The 17,603-nt window shown below is 61.4% G+C and carries 14 protein-coding genes and 1 pseudogene; 8 read left to right on the top strand and 7 right to left on the bottom strand.

Going from position 1 to position 17,603, the window contains the following annotated elements:
- Position 1: 1 nt before the first annotated feature.
- The 5 genes from CN933_RS18325 to CN933_RS18305 all read right to left on the bottom strand — a co-directional run bounded on the left by CN933_RS18325 (position 2) and on the right by CN933_RS18305 (position 5,313).
- Positions 2 to 1,195, bottom strand: a complete 1,194-nt coding sequence (locus CN933_RS18325; protein WP_102762012.1) for a CaiB/BaiF CoA transferase family protein — start codon at positions 1,193 to 1,195, stop codon at positions 2 to 4.
- Between the two features lie 28 nt (positions 1,196 to 1,223).
- Entirely contained in the window at positions 1,224 to 2,018 is a 795-nt protein-coding gene (locus CN933_RS18320; protein ID WP_102762011.1) for an SDR family NAD(P)-dependent oxidoreductase, read from the bottom strand.
- A complete protein-coding gene (locus tag CN933_RS18315) occupies positions 2,015 to 3,196 on the bottom strand; it encodes an aldose 1-epimerase family protein (RefSeq protein ID WP_102762010.1) in 1,182 nt (393 codons plus the stop codon). The genes CN933_RS18320 and CN933_RS18315 overlap by 4 nt, the downstream gene beginning before the upstream one ends.
- 88 nt (positions 3,197 to 3,284) lie before the next feature.
- Positions 3,285 to 4,199, bottom strand: coding sequence for a sugar phosphate isomerase/epimerase family protein (locus CN933_RS18310; RefSeq protein ID WP_102762009.1), 915 nt, complete (start codon positions 4,197 to 4,199; stop codon positions 3,285 to 3,287).
- Between the two features lie 22 nt (positions 4,200 to 4,221).
- On the bottom strand, positions 4,222 to 5,313 hold the full coding sequence (locus tag CN933_RS18305; protein WP_102762008.1) for a Gfo/Idh/MocA family protein: 1,092 nt from the start codon (positions 5,311 to 5,313) through the stop codon (positions 4,222 to 4,224).
- Positions 5,314 to 5,656: 343 nt separating this feature from the next.
- Between CN933_RS18305 and CN933_RS18300 the strand changes: the two genes are divergently transcribed.
- A complete protein-coding gene (locus CN933_RS18300; RefSeq protein WP_102762007.1) occupies positions 5,657 to 6,673 on the top strand; it encodes a LacI family DNA-binding transcriptional regulator in 1,017 nt (338 codons plus the stop codon).
- 103 nt (positions 6,674 to 6,776) lie between these two features.
- Positions 6,777 to 7,043, top strand: a complete 267-nt coding sequence (locus tag CN933_RS18295; protein ID WP_014528166.1) for a DUF2277 domain-containing protein — start codon at positions 6,777 to 6,779, stop codon at positions 7,041 to 7,043.
- Between the two features lie 48 nt (positions 7,044 to 7,091).
- Here the strand turns inward: CN933_RS18295 and CN933_RS18290 are convergent, their stop codons facing one another.
- Positions 7,092 to 8,081, bottom strand: coding sequence for a zinc-dependent alcohol dehydrogenase family protein (locus CN933_RS18290; RefSeq protein ID WP_102762006.1), 990 nt, complete (start codon positions 8,079 to 8,081; stop codon positions 7,092 to 7,094).
- 101 nt (positions 8,082 to 8,182) lie between these two features.
- On the opposite strand from CN933_RS18290, the gene CN933_RS18285 reads away from it, so the two are divergent.
- Positions 8,183 to 9,082, top strand: coding sequence for a LysR family transcriptional regulator (locus CN933_RS18285; protein ID WP_100674078.1), 900 nt, complete (start codon positions 8,183 to 8,185; stop codon positions 9,080 to 9,082).
- A gap of 192 nt (positions 9,083 to 9,274) precedes the next feature.
- Here CN933_RS18285 and abc-f read toward each other — a convergent pair whose 3' ends face one another.
- The gene (gene abc-f / locus CN933_RS18280; protein ID WP_102762005.1) at positions 9,275 to 10,897 is read right to left on the bottom strand and encodes a ribosomal protection-like ABC-F family protein; all 1,623 of its coding nucleotides are present in this window, start codon (positions 10,895 to 10,897) and stop codon (positions 9,275 to 9,277) included.
- A gap of 322 nt (positions 10,898 to 11,219) precedes the next feature.
- Between abc-f and CN933_RS18275 the strand changes: the two genes are divergently transcribed.
- The 5 genes and pseudogenes from CN933_RS18275 (at position 11,220) to repB (ending at position 17,528) form a co-directional block, all read left to right on the top strand.
- A complete protein-coding gene (locus CN933_RS18275; protein WP_100674080.1) occupies positions 11,220 to 12,875 on the top strand; it encodes a M10 family metallopeptidase C-terminal domain-containing protein in 1,656 nt (551 codons plus the stop codon).
- Between the two features lie 16 nt (positions 12,876 to 12,891).
- Positions 12,892 to 13,119 carry a hypothetical protein gene (locus tag CN933_RS18270; protein WP_100674081.1) on the top strand — a complete coding sequence of 76 codons (228 nt, stop codon included), beginning with the start codon at positions 12,892 to 12,894 and terminating at the stop codon, positions 13,117 to 13,119.
- A 199-nt stretch (positions 13,120 to 13,318) separates the two neighbouring features.
- A pseudogene (locus CN933_RS31865) lies at positions 13,319 to 13,513 on the top strand (selenide, water dikinase SelD); the annotation flags it as partial.
- Between the two features lie 1,838 nt (positions 13,514 to 15,351).
- A complete protein-coding gene (gene repA, locus CN933_RS18260) occupies positions 15,352 to 16,527 on the top strand; it encodes a plasmid partitioning protein RepA (RefSeq protein ID WP_100674083.1) in 1,176 nt (391 codons plus the stop codon).
- Positions 16,524 to 17,528 (top strand): plasmid partitioning protein RepB, encoded by a 1,005-nt coding sequence (repB, locus tag CN933_RS18255; protein ID WP_102762004.1) that lies wholly within the window; start codon positions 16,524 to 16,526, stop codon positions 17,526 to 17,528. Before repA ends, repB begins: the two co-directional genes overlap by 4 nt.
- Positions 17,529 to 17,603 lie beyond the last annotated feature (75 nt).

Raw genomic sequence — 17,603 nt, 5'->3', positions numbered from 1 at the left:
GTCAGACGTCCTCGACGGCAATGGCACCGGCGGCTTCGAGTGCGGCGATGCGAGCCTCGTCATAGCCCGCGCCCTTCAATATCTCGCGTGTATGCTGACCGACGACCGGCGCCCCGCGGTCGACGGTCGAGGGGGTCTTGGAGAACCTGATCGGAAACCCGGGCGTCTTGACGCGGCCTTCGGTCGGATGGTCATATTCGACGAAGGTACCGTTGTGCCTGATCTGCGCGTCCTCGACGAGGTCCGCATAGCCATAGACCGGGCCGCACCAGATGTCTGCCGCACGAAGCCGTGCCAGCCACTCCTCGGAACTTTTCGTCTTCAGCTTCTCGCGTGTCTTGGCGAAGATCTCGTCCCGCCTGGTCCAGGTGTCGACTTCGTCGTCCATGGTCAGGAAGCTTTCCTCGCCGATCACCTCTCCCAAGGTCTTGAGCTTGGGAAACGCGACGATGATGAAACCATCGCTGGTGGCGAAAGCGCCGTAGGGTGCGCGGATGTAGACATGGGCGTGCGGCTCGGCCGAGCGCTTCTGCGGTTTCTGGCCGATCGTGAAGACAGAGAGCTCCTGCATCTGGATCGTGGTGATCGCATCCAGCATATTGACCTGCACGAGCTGTCCCTCGCCGGTCCGCTCCCGGTGAAAGAGAGCTGCCAGGGCGCCTTCGAATGCGTTGTAGGCGGTGATGGCGTCGACCAGATATTGCCCCGCCGCCGTCGGCGCCTCGCCTTCGCGTCCCGCCGAAAGCATTGCGCCGGACATGCCCTGGAGAACGAGATCCTGTCCGGGCCGATCGATATAGGGTCCATCTTCGCCATATCCCGACATCGACACATAGACGAGGCGCGGATTGATGCGGGAGAGCGTGTCGTAATCGACGCCGAGACGTTTCGCGACGCCCGGACGGTAGTTCTGCAGGAAGATGTCGGCCGTCTTCACCAGGTCGAGAAGAACCTCTTTGCCCTCCGGCGACTTCAGGTCGACGGCGAGCGAGCGCTTGTTGCGATTGAGCGACAGGAAGGAGACGTTGACCCTGTTGCCTCCGGCTCCCCCCGCGGCGACGTGGCGCTGCCACTCGCCCGTCACGGGCTCGACCTTGATCACGTCGGCGCCGAGGTCGCCGAGACGCTGTGCCGCAAACGGACCCGCCATGGCGATCGAGCAATCGAGGACGCGAAATCCGCTGAGAATTCCCATTCGTTCAGTTCCTTATGTATTCAAGCGGTCAGTGCATCACCCAGCCGCCGTCGACGTTCAGGGTCTGGCCGGTGATGAAGCCCGCAGAGTCGGAGATCAGGAAGGTGAGAGCGGCAGCGATGTCGGCCGGGCGACCACGGCGTTTGACCGCCTGGTGGTCGAGCACGAAACGCGTATAGCCTTCCGGATCCGGATGGATCTTTTCGGCATCCGTCGGGAAAGCGCCGGGCGAGATGGCATTAACGGTGATGCCGTAGCCACCGAATTCGCGCGCCCAGGCGCGCGTCAGCCCGACGAGGGCGCCCTTGGACTGCACATAAGGGGCAAGATTCGCCCACCCGCCGGACAGGGTGACGCTGGCGATATTGACGATCCGGCCCCAGCCCCGCTCGCGCATGTGCGGCAAGGCCGCCTGGACGCAGACGATGCCGGCATCGACATTGATCCGCTGCACGCGCTGGAAATCCTCGATCGAATACTCTTCGAACGGCCTCGACGGATAGATCGCGGCATTGTTGATCACCACATCGAAGCCGCCCGCCTTCGCAGCAGCCTGGTCGAGCGCGGCGCGCAGGCCGCTCAGGTCGGCGAGGTCGATCGCCCGCACCGTGAGACCGCCCAGCCCTTCCCTTTCCGAAGCATCCACGAGCGCGCGCGTCTTTGCCTCGTCGTTGTCGATGGCCACGACGCGTGCGCCGGCACGGAGAAAACTCAGTGTCGTCTCCGCTCCCAGGCCGCCGGCCGCACCCGTATAAAGGATGACCTTGCCGGCGATCGACATTCCGGGGACGACCTCCCCGGCGGTCAAAGGTCCGGCAATCATCGCCGTCCTCCGATGGGCAAGTGATTGCCGGTCGGCCGGGGAAACGCGTCGACGGGTTGTTCGGCGAGGCTGCGGATCCGCCTCTCGCTGGCTGCTATCGCATCCGCATCGGGAAGGATCCGGAAGGTGGTGTCATATCTCCGTTCGTCACCATGCTCGAGCCAGATCAGTTCGCCGCGCTCGCGCGCAGCACCGTGGCCGAGGACGTGATTGGTCGACGGCTCTATGCCGAGCGCATACTGCCCGGCTTGCAGGTTCTGCCATTCGTACATGCAGGGAAACTGGTCCTTGCGGGTGACGACTTCGAAGCCGATGCCGAGCGCATCGTTGACGAGCGCAACCGGAACCCGGCCATCGTCGTCCGCGGCCATTTCGTGCTGCCAGACCTGCTCGTGGAAATTGAGCTGCGGAGCCGGCAACGTATGGTAGCCGACACCCTGCTTCTCGTAGTCGGCGCCGGCATGAGCGGCCCAGACGACCTCCTTGATGGGCGCCAGGTAGCGGGAATTTTCCGCCAGGACCGGATGACCGACGTTGATGTGGTAGCAATACATGTGCGGAGTGCGGTAGAAGCCGCGATTGACCACCCGGTCGGTGAGCCTGATCTCGTTGGTGCCCGCCTTGATTTCGATGCGGCGCACGAGGTCGAGATGCTCTCCGAACACCGTACCCTGGGTGACGACACCCTCGCACCAGAGGATGCAGTCGTCGCCCCTCCATTCCTCGCCATAGCCCGTGAGCCTTGCAGGAATCGTTCCGATCCGGCCGTGCAGCGAATGGCTGACGGTCTTGCGCGGGCCGTAGACATAGGTGTCGCCCGGCTCGTCCGCCATGAACAGGATATGGTCGAGACCGCAGGTCACCATGAGTCCCGAGAAGGAGCGCAGCCAGGAAAGACCACCCTCGCCTTCATATTCATGCAGGCCGGGATGCTTGAAGCCGGCCGGGGAGTTCCATCCGATCGCCATGCCGCGAAATTCGCAGTCGGCGATATCGAGGGCGCGGTCGACGAGCACGGTGAAGCGCAATCCCGTTCCGCTGCGGAATTCCAGCATGCGGATGCCGCGCTCGACGCCGTCTTCGAGCGTCATCAGGCGCACGCCGGCAAATTGCGAAAAAGACCCGGCCCTGGCGGCGATGTCGCGGCGCGACATCGCCTTCCCGTAGAGTTCGACCATGTGGATGTTCCTGTCGTATGCCCGGCTCGGGCATTCCTTTCATGCCTTTGGTAGACGCGGCCGGACCCGTGCCCGGCCGGTCCGGTGATCAGAGGCCGAGCGCCCGAAGCTTCCCGTCGAGGAACCTCTTGGCGCGCGGCACATCGCTTTCGTCGAGATGCTCGATGATGACGGGTATGTTCGGATGCTTCTTCGAAAGCCGCTGGAGATAGAGATCGTAGTTCAGCGAGCCGAGGCCCGGTGCCGGAAGCTCGATCTCGCCCACGCCGCGGAAGGTATGGCTTTCGAGCGCGTCCTCATCACCAATATCGGCATGCTTCTCCGTCTTGTCGTCGCCCGAACGCTTGACGTCCTTGGCATGGGCGATCTTGATCCTGTCCTGCAGGGTGTCGAAGACCTGGTTCAGGATCTCGTCCATGCGGCCGATGTTGTGCGCCTCGAAGTAGTTCGTGGGATCCATCAGCAGACCGAGACCGGGGTGATCCACCTGGGCGAACATCTTCACGGTCTCCTCGACCGAGCCGACGACGTTGTTCACGTAGGTTTCGAGGAGGAAGACGGCACCATGATCATAGGCGTGCTGGGCAAGATCTGCGATGACCTTGCGGCACTCCTCGAAGCCTTCTTCGGTCTTGTTCCTCGGGTGATGCACCCAGTCCGACTCCGTGTTGTAGGTGCCGGTTTCCGAGATGACATAGGGCGTGCCGAGATACTGGGCGTGGCGGATGATCTCCTTGAGGTAACCGACGCGACGCTCGCGCTCTGCCCTGTCCGGATGGATGATGTTGGTGTAGCCCGAAATGCAGGAGATCGGCAGATGATGATCGCGGAAGGTCTCGCGGATCCGGATGCACTTCTCCCGCGTGATCTGGCCCGCGGACAGCTCGACATCCTTGAAATGCATGTCGAGCTGAACGGTATTGAAGTCGAGCGCTCTTATTTTTCTCGCCGTCTCTTCCAGGCTGTATGGGAAATAGCCCGTAAAAATGCCGGTTTGCATCATGATTGAAATTCCTCCCTTGCAATCAGTCGACCGAGATCTCGGAAAGCTTGACCGTTCGTGCCTCGGCGATGGAGCGGTAGCCCGCCTCCACCAATGCGACGGTTTTGACGTTGTCGGCCACGGAGAGCGCCGGGGCTTCGCCGGATTTCAGCGCATATTGCAGCTGTTCCATCACCCCGATGAAGGCATGGGGGAACCACATGGTCTCCCATTCCGGGCTGACCCACTTCCCATCCGTCGTTTTCTTCGACGCGTATGAGAGCGTCGAGGGCGAGCCGTCCGGCCAGCCGATCGTGCCCTGCGCGACGCCTTCCGTGCCCTCGACCCGCCACTTGATGTAGATGTCGCTGTCGAACCCCTCCTCGCGCGGGCCGGACCAGACGTCTTCCATCGAGACGGCGAGAACGCCGTTGGGGAAGGTGAGCGTCGAGATCGTGATCCCGTCCGTATGGGTGAATTCGGTGCGTGGATCCGGCCGGGTGACCGTCGTGATCGCGTCCGGTTCGCCGAACAGGAAACGCAGCACGTCGAGGTGATGCACGCTCATATTGGCGAGGGTCAGCCGGTCGTATTCCTCAAGGAAACCTTGCCAGTGCGGAATCGCCCGCATCTCGACGGTCGCTATGACGACCGTCCCGAGCTCGCCTCTGTCGAGGATCTGCTTCAGAACCCGCATAGACTGGTCATAGCGCATATTCTGGTTGACCGAGAGTATCTTGCCGGCGCTTGCCGCCTCGTCCCGCAAGGCCTTCGCTTCGTCCAGCGTGAGCGCCAATGGCTTCTGCGCGAGAATTGCCTTGATATGCGGCTGCGCAAGTGCTTCGCGGATCAGCGCCGGCTGCTGGTCCGGCGGAAAGGCAATGTCGAGGATCTCGACGTTCGCATCGGCTATCAAAGCGGAAGGCGTCGCATGAACGGCGGGAATTTCCCAACGCGCGGCCACGGCCTCTGCCCGTTCCTGCGTGCGTGAGGCGATCGCAGCGACGGGAAAGCCCGCCTGCCGATAAGCGGCCAGATGACATTCGGCCATGATCATGCCGGCTCCGATGCAGCCGATCTTGTATTCTTTCACCCGCACCGGCGGGTCAGGCACGAAGCCATTGGCAGCGCTCACGAAACTCCTCCCATTCACCTCGCCGGCGGCGCCACACTCCCGTAGCGGCAAAATTGCGGCCGGCGACTTGTCCGGCTCCACTCTTCCCCGGCACCAATTCGAGCGGAATACTCATTCCGATACGCATCAAAGTCAACATCATTATCAATCTTTTTACATCATTTCTCGAGGCTTTATGACCTATCCCCCCAACCGTCCAGCTTGCCGGCCCGCGGAATGGCCGATATTTCAGTGGAAAACCGGGCATTTCTCCTGCCTCATTGTCGCGACGACCCGACTCCCCCTTGTTTCTCTGCCAGGAAGGATTACATCAAAATACATCATTTCAGGCGAAGAGGCGGCTTTGCGATCCACACTGACTGATATCGCCCGGGAGGCTGGCGTTTCGAGCGCGACCGTCGATCGCGTCCTTAACAATCGCAGCGGCGTCAAGCACAGGACGCGCGAAATCGTCATGGATGCCGCCCGACGTCTGGGCTACCTCGGCCCCGCCGCGCACAACGCCTCCGCGAAGGGGCGCGTGCGCCTCGACTTCGTGCTGCCGGCAGGCACCAATACCTTCATCGCCAACCTTCTCCGGCAATTGCAAAGCCAGGGCACGGCCAGACCTGATCTCGACGTGCGCGTCCACTCCATCGAAGGGTTCAATCCCGATACGCTCGCCGGCACCCTTCAGGAATTGAGGGGCGAGACCATGGGCGTGGGCGTAATCGCCTTGGACCATCCGACGGTCAGAGAGGCAATGCGTTCACTCGCCTCGTCGGGAGTCCCTATCGTAACGCTCGTATCCGACATCCTGCACGTCCCGCGCACCGGCTATATCGGCATCGACAATCGCGCGGCCGGAAGGCTCGCAGGCTACCTGCTCGGACGTTTTCTCGGCCGAGAGACGAAGGGTAAGATCGCGCTGTTCGCCGGCTCTCTCTCCTACCGAGGCCACGAAGAACGGGAAATGGGCTTTCGTCACATCATCGCTGACGAGTTCCCCGCCCTCGAAATCGTCGAGTTGCGCGAGATCCGGGATGACCGCGAGCGCGCCTTCGAGGAAGCCGCTGCACTGTTGAAGCGTCACCCGGACCTGGCGGGCATCTACAATATAGGTGCCGGTAACTCCGGTATTGGCCAGGCCTTGGCCGAGGCCGGAAAGGCCGAAAGCATCATATTCGTCGGTCACGAGCTGACCGAGCACAGCAAGAGGCTGTTGCTAAACGGCGTCATGGACGCAGTGATAGACCAGAATCCGCGGGTGGAGGCCCGCGAGGCGCTTTCGATGCTGGACTGCGCCGTGCGGGGCAAGCCAATCGACTATCATCCGCCGCGTCTGCAAGTGATCTTCCGGGAAAATATACCCGAGACCTGACGGCGGCGCGGCCGGCGCGACCGGTTGCAAATCGCGCTCACGTGACTACCTTCAACCGGGCAGCCTCCCTTGGTGACGGGAGAGAGATGACCGGGAGCAAATCATGTGCCGAAACATAAAACCCCTGTTCAATTTCGACCCGCCGGCGACGGATGAGGAAATCCGTGACGCGGCGCTGCAGTTCGTGCGCAAGCTGAGTGGAACGACCAAACCGTCGAAACGCAATGAAGCCGCCTTCGAGCGCGCGGTCGATTCGATCGCGGCATGCGCCCGCGAACTTCTGGACGCGCTGGAGACGTCGCAGCCTCCGCGCAATCGTGAGGAAGTCGCGGCAAAGGCGCGCGAGAGATCGGCGATGCGGTTCGCTTGAGCCTATGATCGACCGCTCGCTTGCCCGGCACGGATGTCGCGTTCCTCGTCAGACGGTCACGACGATTTTGCCGAACTGTTCGTTGGACTCCAGAAAACGATGTGCCTCGACGATCTGATCGAACGGGAACGTCCTGGCAATGACGGGTCTCAGGGCACCCGCCTCCAGACCTTCCAGGACGAATTCCTTGGCGAACTCCAGGCGTTCCGGATCGGCGAGCAGCTCGTGGACCAGGTAACCACGCAGCGTCAGTGATTTGCTCAGCACGTCAAACAGCGGGAACGGGGTCTTCTCCGGGCTTAGCCCGCCATACTCGACAAGTATGCCGCCCGGTGCCATCGCGGCCGTCAACGGTTCGAAGATCGGGCCGCCGACGGGATCGAACACGACACGTATTCCCCGCTGTCCGGAAACGCTTTTCAGCTGCGCTTGCAAGTCCTCCTCCAGGGAGGCGACGACATGCGCCGCGCCGGCCTCCAACAGGCGTTGCCGCTTCGCAGATGTCCGGGTGACGGCTACCGGTATGGCGCCGACCATGTTGGCGATCTGGATTGCGGCAAGCCCGACACTGCTCGATGCCGCGGTAATGGCGACGAAATCTCCCCTGTGAAGCCCTCCGATATCGACCAGGCCGCCGTAAGCGGTGAGATACTGCATCCACACAGCGGCGGCCTCTTCAAAGCTCAGCGATGGCGGATGCCTGACGAGGAGTGCGGCAGGAAATACCGCAAGTTCCCCATAGGCGGGCCACCGGATCATCGATTTCGGCGGCAACAGGCTGACCGGATCGCCGGGAGCAAACCCTTGAACGCCCGGACCGACCGTTTCCACAAAGCCTGCTGCCTCAAGGCCGAGGCCGGACGGAAATACTGCCGTTTCGATATAGGCGCCCGCGCGGAGCAAGGCCTCGGCCCGGTTGAGGCCCAACGCCTTGACGCGAATGCGAACCTCATGTGGCCCGGGCTCCGGCACATGCACCTCTTCGATCCTCAGCACCTCCGGACCACCCAACTCGTGAAAGCGAACGACGCGCGCCATGGCAAGACTCCAAAACAAATGTATTGAATGAGCTATGACAGCAGTGGTTCAGCCAATAAATGGAGAGAATGGCAGAACAGTAGAAACGGAGAGTTTTCAATATGGATCGCCTGACCAGCATGGCTGTATTCGTCAAAGCGGTCGATCTCGGCTCGTTCGCCGCCGCAGCGAATGCTCTTGGACTATCCGGGCCGATGGTCGGAAAGCATGTTCGATCGTTGGAGGATCGGCTTGGCGTGCAGCTTATCAGCCGCACCACGCGCCGACAGAGCCTGACGGAGTTCGGTCATGTCTATTACGAACGCTGCCGGGTGGTGCTCGCCGAAGCGCAAGCAGCGGATGCGCTTGCGGCCGATCAGCTTTCCGAACCCCGCGGCAAACTGCGTGTGACGATGCCGGTCCACTTCGGCCGGCACTGCGTCACTCCCGTATTGCTGGAACTCGCCCGAAAATACCCGGCGCTGGAACTTGACCTCTCGTTCAACGACCGCATCATCGACCTTGCCGAAGACGGCTATGATCTCTCTATCCGCACGGGCGTCTTGCAGGACAGGGCGGGATTGATTGCCCGGCGTGTGGCACGCCAGCCGATGCTCGTGTGCGCCTCGCCCTCTTATCTGGAGTTGCATGGCTATCCGGAGACGCCGGAGGAACTGGCGCAGCACTCGGCAGTCGTATATCGCAGGTCCGGGCCGGTCCCGCCCTGGCTTTTCCCGGGGCCGGGACAATCCTCATCGGAGGTGACCCCGCTCCACCGGTTCCGTCTCGACGATCTCGATGCGATCGCTGACGCCGCCGCACGAGGGCTGGGGCTTGCATGGCTTCCCTTCTGGCTGGTGCGGAGGCGGATCGAGTCGGGCACGCTCGTCCGCCTCCTGCCGGAGCAGCCGCCGTTTCAATATGATTGCCATGCAGTATGGCTGCAGACGACGCACCTGCCGCTCAAAGTTCGCGTTGCCGTCGATGCCTTGGCGGCGCAACTGCCGAGTTTCATGACCTGAAATGAGAGTTGGTCGCCCCGCCCCTTCTGGCGAGGGACGATTAAGCAGCAGCAACCTTCTTCACGCGGGCGCTTTGATAAAGGAAAGTGTGCTTTCAATGTCTGCGATCCCAGCCTGGCAGACGGGCCGCTTTCGCGTGGCGGAGTAGCGCCAAGCGTCAACCGGAGACGCAGGCCGCGGAGGCGCGGCGCGTCACCCGCGCAGGCCCGGCGCCTCTTGTCCGGTGCGCTCCACATATTCGCTGTAACCACCGCCGTATTGATTGATCCCGTCCGGCGTGAGTTCCAAAACGCGATTGGATAGTGCCGACAGGAAACGGCGATCGTGCGAAACGAACAGCATCGTGCCCTGATAGGCCGAGAGCGCCTTGATCAGCATTTCCTTCGTATCGAGGTCGAGATGGTTGGTCGGCTCGTCGAGAACGAGGAAGTTCGGCGGGTCGAACAGCATTGCGGCCATTACAAGCCGCGCCTTTTCACCTCCGGAGAGCACCCGGCATCGCTTCTCGACGTCATCGCCGGAGAAGCCGAAACAGCCGGCCAGCGCTCTAAGCGGCGCCTGCCCGGCCTTGGGGAAACGGTCCTCCAGCCATTGCAGAATGGTGCTCTCGCCGTCGAGCAGATCCATGGAATGCTGGGCGAAATAGCCGACCTTCACGCTGGCGCCGAGTGAGACGCTGCCCTTGTCCGGGTTGGTCGTGCCGGTGACCAGCTTGAGCAATGTCGATTTGCCGGCGCCGTTGATGCCCATGATGCACCAGCGTTCACGCCGGCGGACCATGAAATCAAGGCCGTCATATATCGTCCGGCTGCCATAGGTCTTGTGGACGCTCTTGAGGTTGACGACGTCTTCGCCGGAGCGGGGAGCCGGCAAGAACTCGAAGGCGACGGTCTGGCGACGACGCGGCGGCTCGACGCGGTCGATCTTTTCAAGCTTCTTCACCCGGCTCTGAACCTGCGAGGCGTGCGAGGCGCGTGCCTTGAAACGTTCGATGAACTTGATCTCCTTGGCGAGCATCGCCTGCTGGCGCTCGAACTGAGCTTGCTGCTGTTTCGCGTTCAACGCACGCTGCTCTTCATAGAAGCCATAGTCGCCGGAATAGGTCGTCAGCGCGCCGCCGTCGATCTCGATGATCTTGGTGACGATCCGGTTCATGAACTCACGGTCGTGCGACGTCATCAAGAGAGCGCCGTCATAGCCTTTCAGGAAGTCCTCCAGCCAGATCAGACTTTCGAGATCGAGATGGTTGCTCGGCTCGTCGAGCAGCATGACGTCCGGCCGCATCAAAAGGATGCGGGCGAGCGCCACGCGCATCTTCCAGCCGCCCGACAGTTTGGCGACGTCGCCGTCCATCATCTCCTGGCTGAAACTGAGGCCGGCGAGAACCTCGCGGGCACGTCCCTCGAGCGCATAGCCATCGAGCTCTTCGTATCGCGCCTGCACCTCGCCGTAGCGCTCGACGATCGCATCCATTTCATCTATGCGATCGGGATCAGACATGGCCGTCTCGAGCTCACGCAGTTCCGCCGCAACGGCGCTGACCGGGCCTGCCCCTTCCATCACCTCGGCGACGGCCGACCGGCCGGCCATCTCGCCGACATCCTGATCGAAATAGCCGATGGTCATGCCCTTCTCGACCGAGACCTGCCCCTCGTCGGGCAGTTCCTGACCGGTGATCATCCGGAAAAGGGTCGTCTTTCCCGCTCCGTTCGGCCCGACGAGCCCGATCTTTTCGCCGCGGTTCAACGCTGCCGAAGCTTCGATGTAGAGGATGCGGTGGCTGTTGGACTTGCTGATATTTTCGATGCGGATCATGCGGAGGACGGCCTATCTGGTTGCGGGCACCCCTATGCCACGGGTTGGCGTAGCTGTCACGCCGGCCGGACGCATCTTCTTCTCGGCGAGGCTATGCTTCGCACGTCGGCTCCTAACCAGCGCACGCATGGTAGACGCCGCTCCCCTCGCCTCGCTGGCGTAAGCAACCCACAGGTCTAGACCACCTGGTCTGACCCAACCCGACCATGAGGCCGAATTAAGGTGTTAACCGAGACGAGCTATAAGCGCACCTGCGGATCATACCTCGGCGCATCGCACGCGGGTACTGACCTGACTTCAACCCCGACGGTCTGGGAAATCGATGCCTGCAACCACGACTTATGCAACGACTGGTAACGCTTATGTCAACGGTCTCCTCGGCGACTGGAAATGGGGGATCAAGGACTTCACGTTCAGTTTCCCGACCAGCGCTTCATTCTACGGCTCCGGTTACGGCAATGGCGAGCCGCTGAAGGGCTTTGCGGTCTTGAACGCCGCACAGCAGGCCGCCACGCGCGCAGCCCTCGATCAATTTTCCTCCGTCGCCAACGTGACATTCACCGAGGTCACGGAGAGTGCGACCAAGCATGCCGATCTCCGCCTCGCCTCGTCCGACGCTCCGAGCACCGCCTGGGCCTATTTCCCCTCGACCGCGGCAGAAGGCGGCGACGCGTGGTTCAACAAATCGTCCGGCCACTACAGCCGACCGGCCAAGGGAAACTACGCCTATGTGACATTCCTTCACGAGACCGGCCACGCGCTTGGGCTGGAACACGCCCATGAGGGCAACGTCATGCCCGTGAACCGCGACTCGATGGAATACACGGTCATGAGTTACCGTTCCTATGTCGGTGCCTCGACCACGACCGGCTACACCAACGAGACCTGGGGATACGCGCAATCCCTGATGATGTACGATATCGCCGCCTTGCAGCATATGTACGGCGCGGATTTCACCACCGAAAGCGGAAACACCACCTATCGCTGGAGCCCGACGTCGGGCGAGATGTTCATCAATGGTATCGGTGAGGGTGCCCCTGGCGGCAACAAGATCCTGCTTACGGTATGGGACGGCGGCGGAACGGACACCTACGATTTCTCCAATTATACGACTGCACTGAAGGCCGATCTGCGCCCGGGCGAATGGACGACCACCTCGGCCGCGCAATTGGCGAAGCTGCATTATAACGGTTCAAAGGTGGCGATCGGCAATATTGCCAACGCTCTACAGTTTCAGGGCGACGCCCGCTCCCTCATCGAGAACGCGAAGGGTGGCACAGGCAGCGACACGATCACCGGCAATGCCGCTGCAAATGCTCTTTGGGGTAACGGCGGCAACGACAGGCTGATCGGCGGCGATGGCAACGACAATCTTGTCGGCGGTGCGGGCGCCGACCGGCTCGACGGCGGCAATGGCACCGATCTGGCGAATTACTCGAATGCCACAGCCGGCGTCGTCGCAGATCTTTCCTCGCCCGGTTCCAACACGGGGGAAGCGGCGGGCGATACATATGTATCGATCGAGCGGCTCTACGGTTCAGCCTTCAACGATACCTTGCGCGGAGACAATGGCGCAAACCTCCTGAACGGCCTTGCAGGTAACGATGTGCTGAATGGGCGTGACGGCAACGACACCCTGATCGGCGGTAACGGGGCCGATCGGTTGATTGGCGGCGGCGGTGCGGACACCTTCGTCTTTCAGACGACCGCACAATCGGCGCCGGCTGCCAGGGACGTGATCGATGATTTCGCGTCCGGCATTGATCGGATGGATTTGCGTTCAATCGACGCGAACAGCAATGCGGTCGGAGACCAGGCATTTCTATTTATCGGCAGCAGTGCGTTCCACGGCAAAGCGGGTGAACTTAACTTCAGGAGCGGGATAGTCTCGGGTGACGTCAATGGCGACGGCCTTGCAGATTTCCAAATCAAGGTGACGAATCTTTCGGCTCTTTCCGGAAGCGATTTCCTGCTGTGAGGGGGTTGGAAAAGCCATGAGCGAATGGATCGATTTTGAGCGCTGGCCAGACTGCAAGAGCATGGAGCGGCCCGGGATCGTCTTCGAGGTCACCAACGGAGATCAGACCCTGCTGACCGATTGCGTCGTCCCGCTGCCGTTGCCGTCTGACTGGGTGGTTCATCCTCTGCGCTTTCGCGCCGTGCCGCAGCCTCGGCCTCGGCACTCTTCGCCGTTACCGAAGCCGGCAGGTCCGCAGCAGTAAACACAACACCGACCAGGCGGCCGGTCGGGCACCTGATCGATCAGGCGCATCATCGATGCCTCACCCCTCGCGGCGTCGAAGCGCCATGGACGTGCTGCGCCACAACTAGCTCGTCGGATTATACGCGGTAGCGATGGTCGCCGCTGGCAGCCCACTCTCGCGCCGATCAGGTGAGTCCAACCACGCTGCTGGAGGATTGATAAACACTCTCCCCCGTCTCACGGACCTCGTTCACGGTGGCGGTTGCGGCTGCAAACTCGCGCCCTCCGTTCTACAGCAGCTTCTTGCCACGCAACCGGCTGCCCGGCCTTTTGCCCAGCTCCTCGTCGGCAACGACATGGCAGATGATGCCGCCGTATGGCAGGTAGACGATAGCACCTGCGTGATTGCCACCGATTACCGTTTTCACCGGTTTCGGAGTCCTCGGACACGGACTTGAGATGGCCCGTACGTGTCAGCTTTCCCGGTCGGTGGCGATTGTTCCCCGCGGGGAACATTTGAAAAGTCCTGCGGCCTAATCTGGTCCGGTTAAGCGAGGCCTCGCAGCGTCAGCAGTGGCGGAAGTCATTCGGTATATAGCTTCCGTAAGGATTTTTAGCGATTATATTTCAATGACTTACCCAGATCGTCAAAAAACCCAGAAGGACCCGTCAGCCAGCACTATAGAGCGTACCCTAAGTCCGCCGGCTCCCGCAAACTGTAATTTTCCGACCGCCAATGCAAGGTCTTTCATACGTTTAGCGACTTTGTCATGAAGCAGAGCGGGAGTCCTTCAGAGGAGATCCGTCACGAGAGGTCTCTACAGCACAAGCCTGCTTTGTCGAACTCAGCCTTGACCCGATCCCGCTCTCCACCCGCCCGACGACACCCGGAATGCTAATGGCATATTTGTCTCTCGCTCACTCGACCATCTGCTGGAGATAAGCTTCGATGCAGCTAAATCCGATCGCCATGCGGTTCTGCGCTAAGGATGCGCATCCAGCCGTGCACCCCGCCATCCGTGACGCCCTCCCCTCCCCCAAGCAGGGCACGAGCCGACCAACGTCCCTTCGCAAAGGCTTGAAGCTTCACGGGGTCGATCAGCGGAGATCCTTCACGGAAGGTCACAAGCAAAAGCCCGGTTGCGGGCCAACCGGCGTGTAGCCGCCCCCCCCATAGGTGTAGCGGAAATGGCTGCGAAAGTTCCCCGCGGGGGACCGAATGAATAGCGGCATCCGGCCGCATCTGAAGCGCTGCACGGCAGACCCGCGGCAAGGCCAGTGGAACATCCATTGGATCTCCGCCTCGCCGTAAGCCGCGTTCCCCGCGGGGAACGCGGCCGGCCGCACAAGGTTTGTGCGGCCGCGAATGAATCCTCACCCAGGCCTGCGGGAACATGCCGTGTAAGTCGAGTTCCTCCGTGGCCGTCGAGCAAAGCGTGGCTGGCGGCATCTCACACCAGCCGCAGATGGCCGCGTCAAGGGGGCACCGGTTGGCACGCCGTCAAGTTCCCCGCGGGGAACGCCTGGCGTTCCGGCCGTCAATTGTCTGAGGCAAGGGTCCAGACGGAAAGCATATTGCCGGAACAGTTCCTGACGATAGCCGCAAGGCTCCTGCCCTATGCGGCACACCATATATACGCCACCGGCAGCATGCAGCGCGCAACCGTCTCCACAAATCCTAGTCTCGACGCGACACTTGTCTCGTGTGGCGGGCGATGCATTGCGTGTCTCTCCAATAGTCCGTTCGCGCCAGGCCGCCGTCGCGTTCCCCGCGGGGAACCGTTCGGTGCAGTCGTCGCCCGTAAGCATCCTACGAAGCTGGGGCAGGGGGTACGGGCGAACATCGAAAAGCCGGGCTTTTCCCATGCATGCACATATGTGCCGCCGTTGCGGTCAGCCGGTACCGCCTCGCAGCTCTCGCCATCCAGCGCGTTCCCCGCGGGGAACTCTGGCTAGAGTTCACCAGGTCACCCTTCGAAGCAACGCTGGAGGCTCCGAACCGACCGCTCGCCGTGAACCACTGTCGCGGCTCAACATGCCCGCGTGGAGGCTCGAGAACCGCAGCGCGGGCGCTTCCCACCGGCAACAAGCGTCATCCACAGCGCGCATTGATGGCCATAGCCGAATCGGAGTACGTCTAGTTGCGGAGATTTTTCGAATTTGCGTGTTTTCGAGTAGTTACGTGGCGGTTAGCAAACGGTTAACCACTTCACTGCTTATGTGACGGAAACGATCACCAGGGATTCTTTCGATGACGCGACACCTAAGCAGCCTCGCTTTCATGGAAAACTTTTCCAGCAAGCTCGAAATGGCGCTGAACAACTTGAGCATGGCGCAATTCCCCCCGGATGCGCGCCGCACGATGCGCAAGTTCACCTCCACCGAAGTTGCCGCCCTGCTGGGCGTAACGGAGGCCTACATCCGCCAGGTTGCGGCCAAGGAACAGGGCCCCGAACCCGAAATCGCCAACGGACGGCGTTTCTACACGCTCGATCAGGTTCTTGAATTGCGCTTGGCTCTTTCGCAAAACGGCCGGAAGAAGTGGATGAACCCCCGCCGGACAGGCGACGAGCAATGCCAGATCGTTGCCGTCACCAACTTTAAAGGCGGCTCCAGCAAGACCTCCACGACAATCCATCTCGGCCACTATCTGGCACTCAGGGGCTATCGCGTGCTGGCCGTGGATCTCGACCCGCAGGCATCGCTCACCGCCCTTCATGGCAGCCTGCCGGAATTCGACTACCGTGCGGGCGACACACTCTTCTCGGCCATTCGTTTCGACGATCCCGTCCCGACGAAGTCCATCATCCATAAGACCCACATCGTCGGATTCGATGTCATCTGCGCCGGCCTCGAACTGACCGAGTTCGAGACGGCCGTCGCGCTCGAGATGCGGCGATCCGCAGGCACGGGCTTCCTGCTTCGCGTTTCCCAAGCGCTTGAGCAGGTCGCCGAGGATTACGACTTCATCCTCATGGACTCGGCTCCGTCGCTGAACTTCCTGACGCTTTCGTCACTGACGGCTGCCACCGGCGTCATCATCCCGGTTCCTGCGCATATGCTGGATGTGGACTCCACGGCGAAGTTTCTGGAGCTTGCCGGGTCCTACATGCAGATCCTGAATGAGGTGGGCACGGCGGCTCAATGGGATTTCGCCAAGTTCCTGATCACCAAATTCGAGCCGAACGATCATCCTCAAGCCAACATGTCCGCGCTGATGAGACAGGTGTTCGGCGAGGATCTGCTCCTCAACTCGGTCATCAAGTCGACGGCCGTGGCCGATGCACTGACTTGGAAGCAGAGCCTGTACGAGGTTCAGAGGTCCCGCTTCTCGGCTCCGAAAACCTACGACCGCGCCATCGAGTCGATCAACGCGGCCAATGCTGAACTCGAAGGCCTGTTCTGGAAGGCATGGGGGAGAGAATGAGCCGCAAGGATTCCAAAGGCCTTTTTGCCAATGTCCTCGGGCAGCTGGAGAACTCTGCCGAGACGGGCGGAATGCAGCGGTCCACGTCACCCCACCTTCTCAAAGTCGCCGCCGGCGTCCGCCAGATGCAGGAACGCAGCGAGCTTGCCGAACGACTTCTCAAGGATGGTGGCCAGATCGTCGAGATCGATCCGGACGAGATCATGGAATCCGCCATCCGGGATCGCTTCGATTCCGGCTACAGCGAAGCCAGCATCGCGGATCTGCTCGAGTCGATGCGTGAGCACGGGCAGAGTACTCCTGGCTTGGTCCGCCCGGTTCGGGGGGCCGCAAGGCCGTTCCAGATCGTATTCGGCCGCCGGCGGCTTGCCGCTGCCAAACTCCTCGGCATCAAGTTCAAGACGATTGCCCGGGAGCTGAGCGACGAAGAGGCGATCGTTCTCCAAGGGGAGGAGAACAGCAACCGCAAGGACCTGTCCTTCATCGAGCGTTGCCTATTTGCGCAGTCGCAGGAGGCTGCGGGTTATCGCCGCGACGTGATCTGCACGTCGCTGAGCACCGGCAGGTCGCATATCTCAGAAATGATTCGGATAGCGGCAGCATTGCCGCGCGACATCCTGATGCAGATTGGTCCGGCCCCTGAAATCGGACGGCGCAGATGGGTGGAATTTGAGCTGCGCTGGGCGGCCCACAGAGAGCCCTCGAAGGTAGCGCAGTCGGTTCTGGAGAGAGACCAGATGCAGGCCTCATCGAGTGACGCTCGTTTCGCTGCAGTTTTTGAGGCGCTTGCCAAGGCGGATGCCAAGGCTGCAGCCTCTTCCGCCACGGCCGATCTGATCTCTCATGGCCTCGTGCTTGGCCAGATCCAACGCGGCAAGTCGGCTTCGAAGCTCACGTTCAACAAGTCTGTGCCGTCAGGCTTTGTCGATTTCATTGCAGGTCAGATCGAAAGCCTGCACGACCAATTCATGCAAAAGCAGCATTCGAAACAAGGAGACTAACCCGCAAAAGAAAAAGGCCCCCAACGAACAAGCCGTGGAAGCCTTCCTCAGATTTGTAGCAAGATCGAGAATCGC

It is taken from the genome of Sinorhizobium sp. M4_45, from assembly GCF_002885915.1.
GTDB classification, from domain to species: domain Bacteria; phylum Pseudomonadota; class Alphaproteobacteria; order Rhizobiales; family Rhizobiaceae; genus Sinorhizobium; species Sinorhizobium meliloti_A.
The sequence above is the reverse complement of the archived record's forward strand: the minus strand, read 5'-3'. Positions and strand labels throughout refer to the sequence as shown.

Coding starts and splice junctions, on each gene's coding strand:
- CN933_RS18325 (WP_102762012.1), bottom strand. CDS start 1,195: ATGGGAATTCTCAGCGGATTTCGCGTCCTCGATTGCTCGATCGCCATG.
- CN933_RS18320 (WP_102762011.1), bottom strand. CDS start 2,018: ATGATTGCCGGACCTTTGACCGCCGGGGAGGTCGTCCCCGGAATGTCG.
- CN933_RS18315 (WP_102762010.1), bottom strand. CDS start 3,196: ATGGTCGAACTCTACGGGAAGGCGATGTCGCGCCGCGACATCGCCGCC.
- CN933_RS18310 (WP_102762009.1), bottom strand. CDS start 4,199: ATGATGCAAACCGGCATTTTTACGGGCTATTTCCCATACAGCCTGGAA.
- CN933_RS18295 (WP_014528166.1), top strand. CDS start 6,777: ATGTGCCGAAACATAAAACCCCTGTTCAATTTCGACCCGCCGGCGACG.
- CN933_RS18290 (WP_102762006.1), bottom strand. CDS start 8,081: ATGGCGCGCGTCGTTCGCTTTCACGAGTTGGGTGGTCCGGAGGTGCTG.
- CN933_RS18285 (WP_100674078.1), top strand. CDS start 8,183: ATGGATCGCCTGACCAGCATGGCTGTATTCGTCAAAGCGGTCGATCTC.
- abc-f (WP_102762005.1), bottom strand. CDS start 10,897: ATGATCCGCATCGAAAATATCAGCAAGTCCAACAGCCACCGCATCCTC.
- CN933_RS18275 (WP_100674080.1), top strand. CDS start 11,220: ATGCCTGCAACCACGACTTATGCAACGACTGGTAACGCTTATGTCAAC.
- CN933_RS18270 (WP_100674081.1), top strand. CDS start 12,892: ATGAGCGAATGGATCGATTTTGAGCGCTGGCCAGACTGCAAGAGCATG.
- repA (WP_100674083.1), top strand. CDS start 15,352: ATGACGCGACACCTAAGCAGCCTCGCTTTCATGGAAAACTTTTCCAGC.
- repB (WP_102762004.1), top strand. CDS start 16,524: ATGAGCCGCAAGGATTCCAAAGGCCTTTTTGCCAATGTCCTCGGGCAG.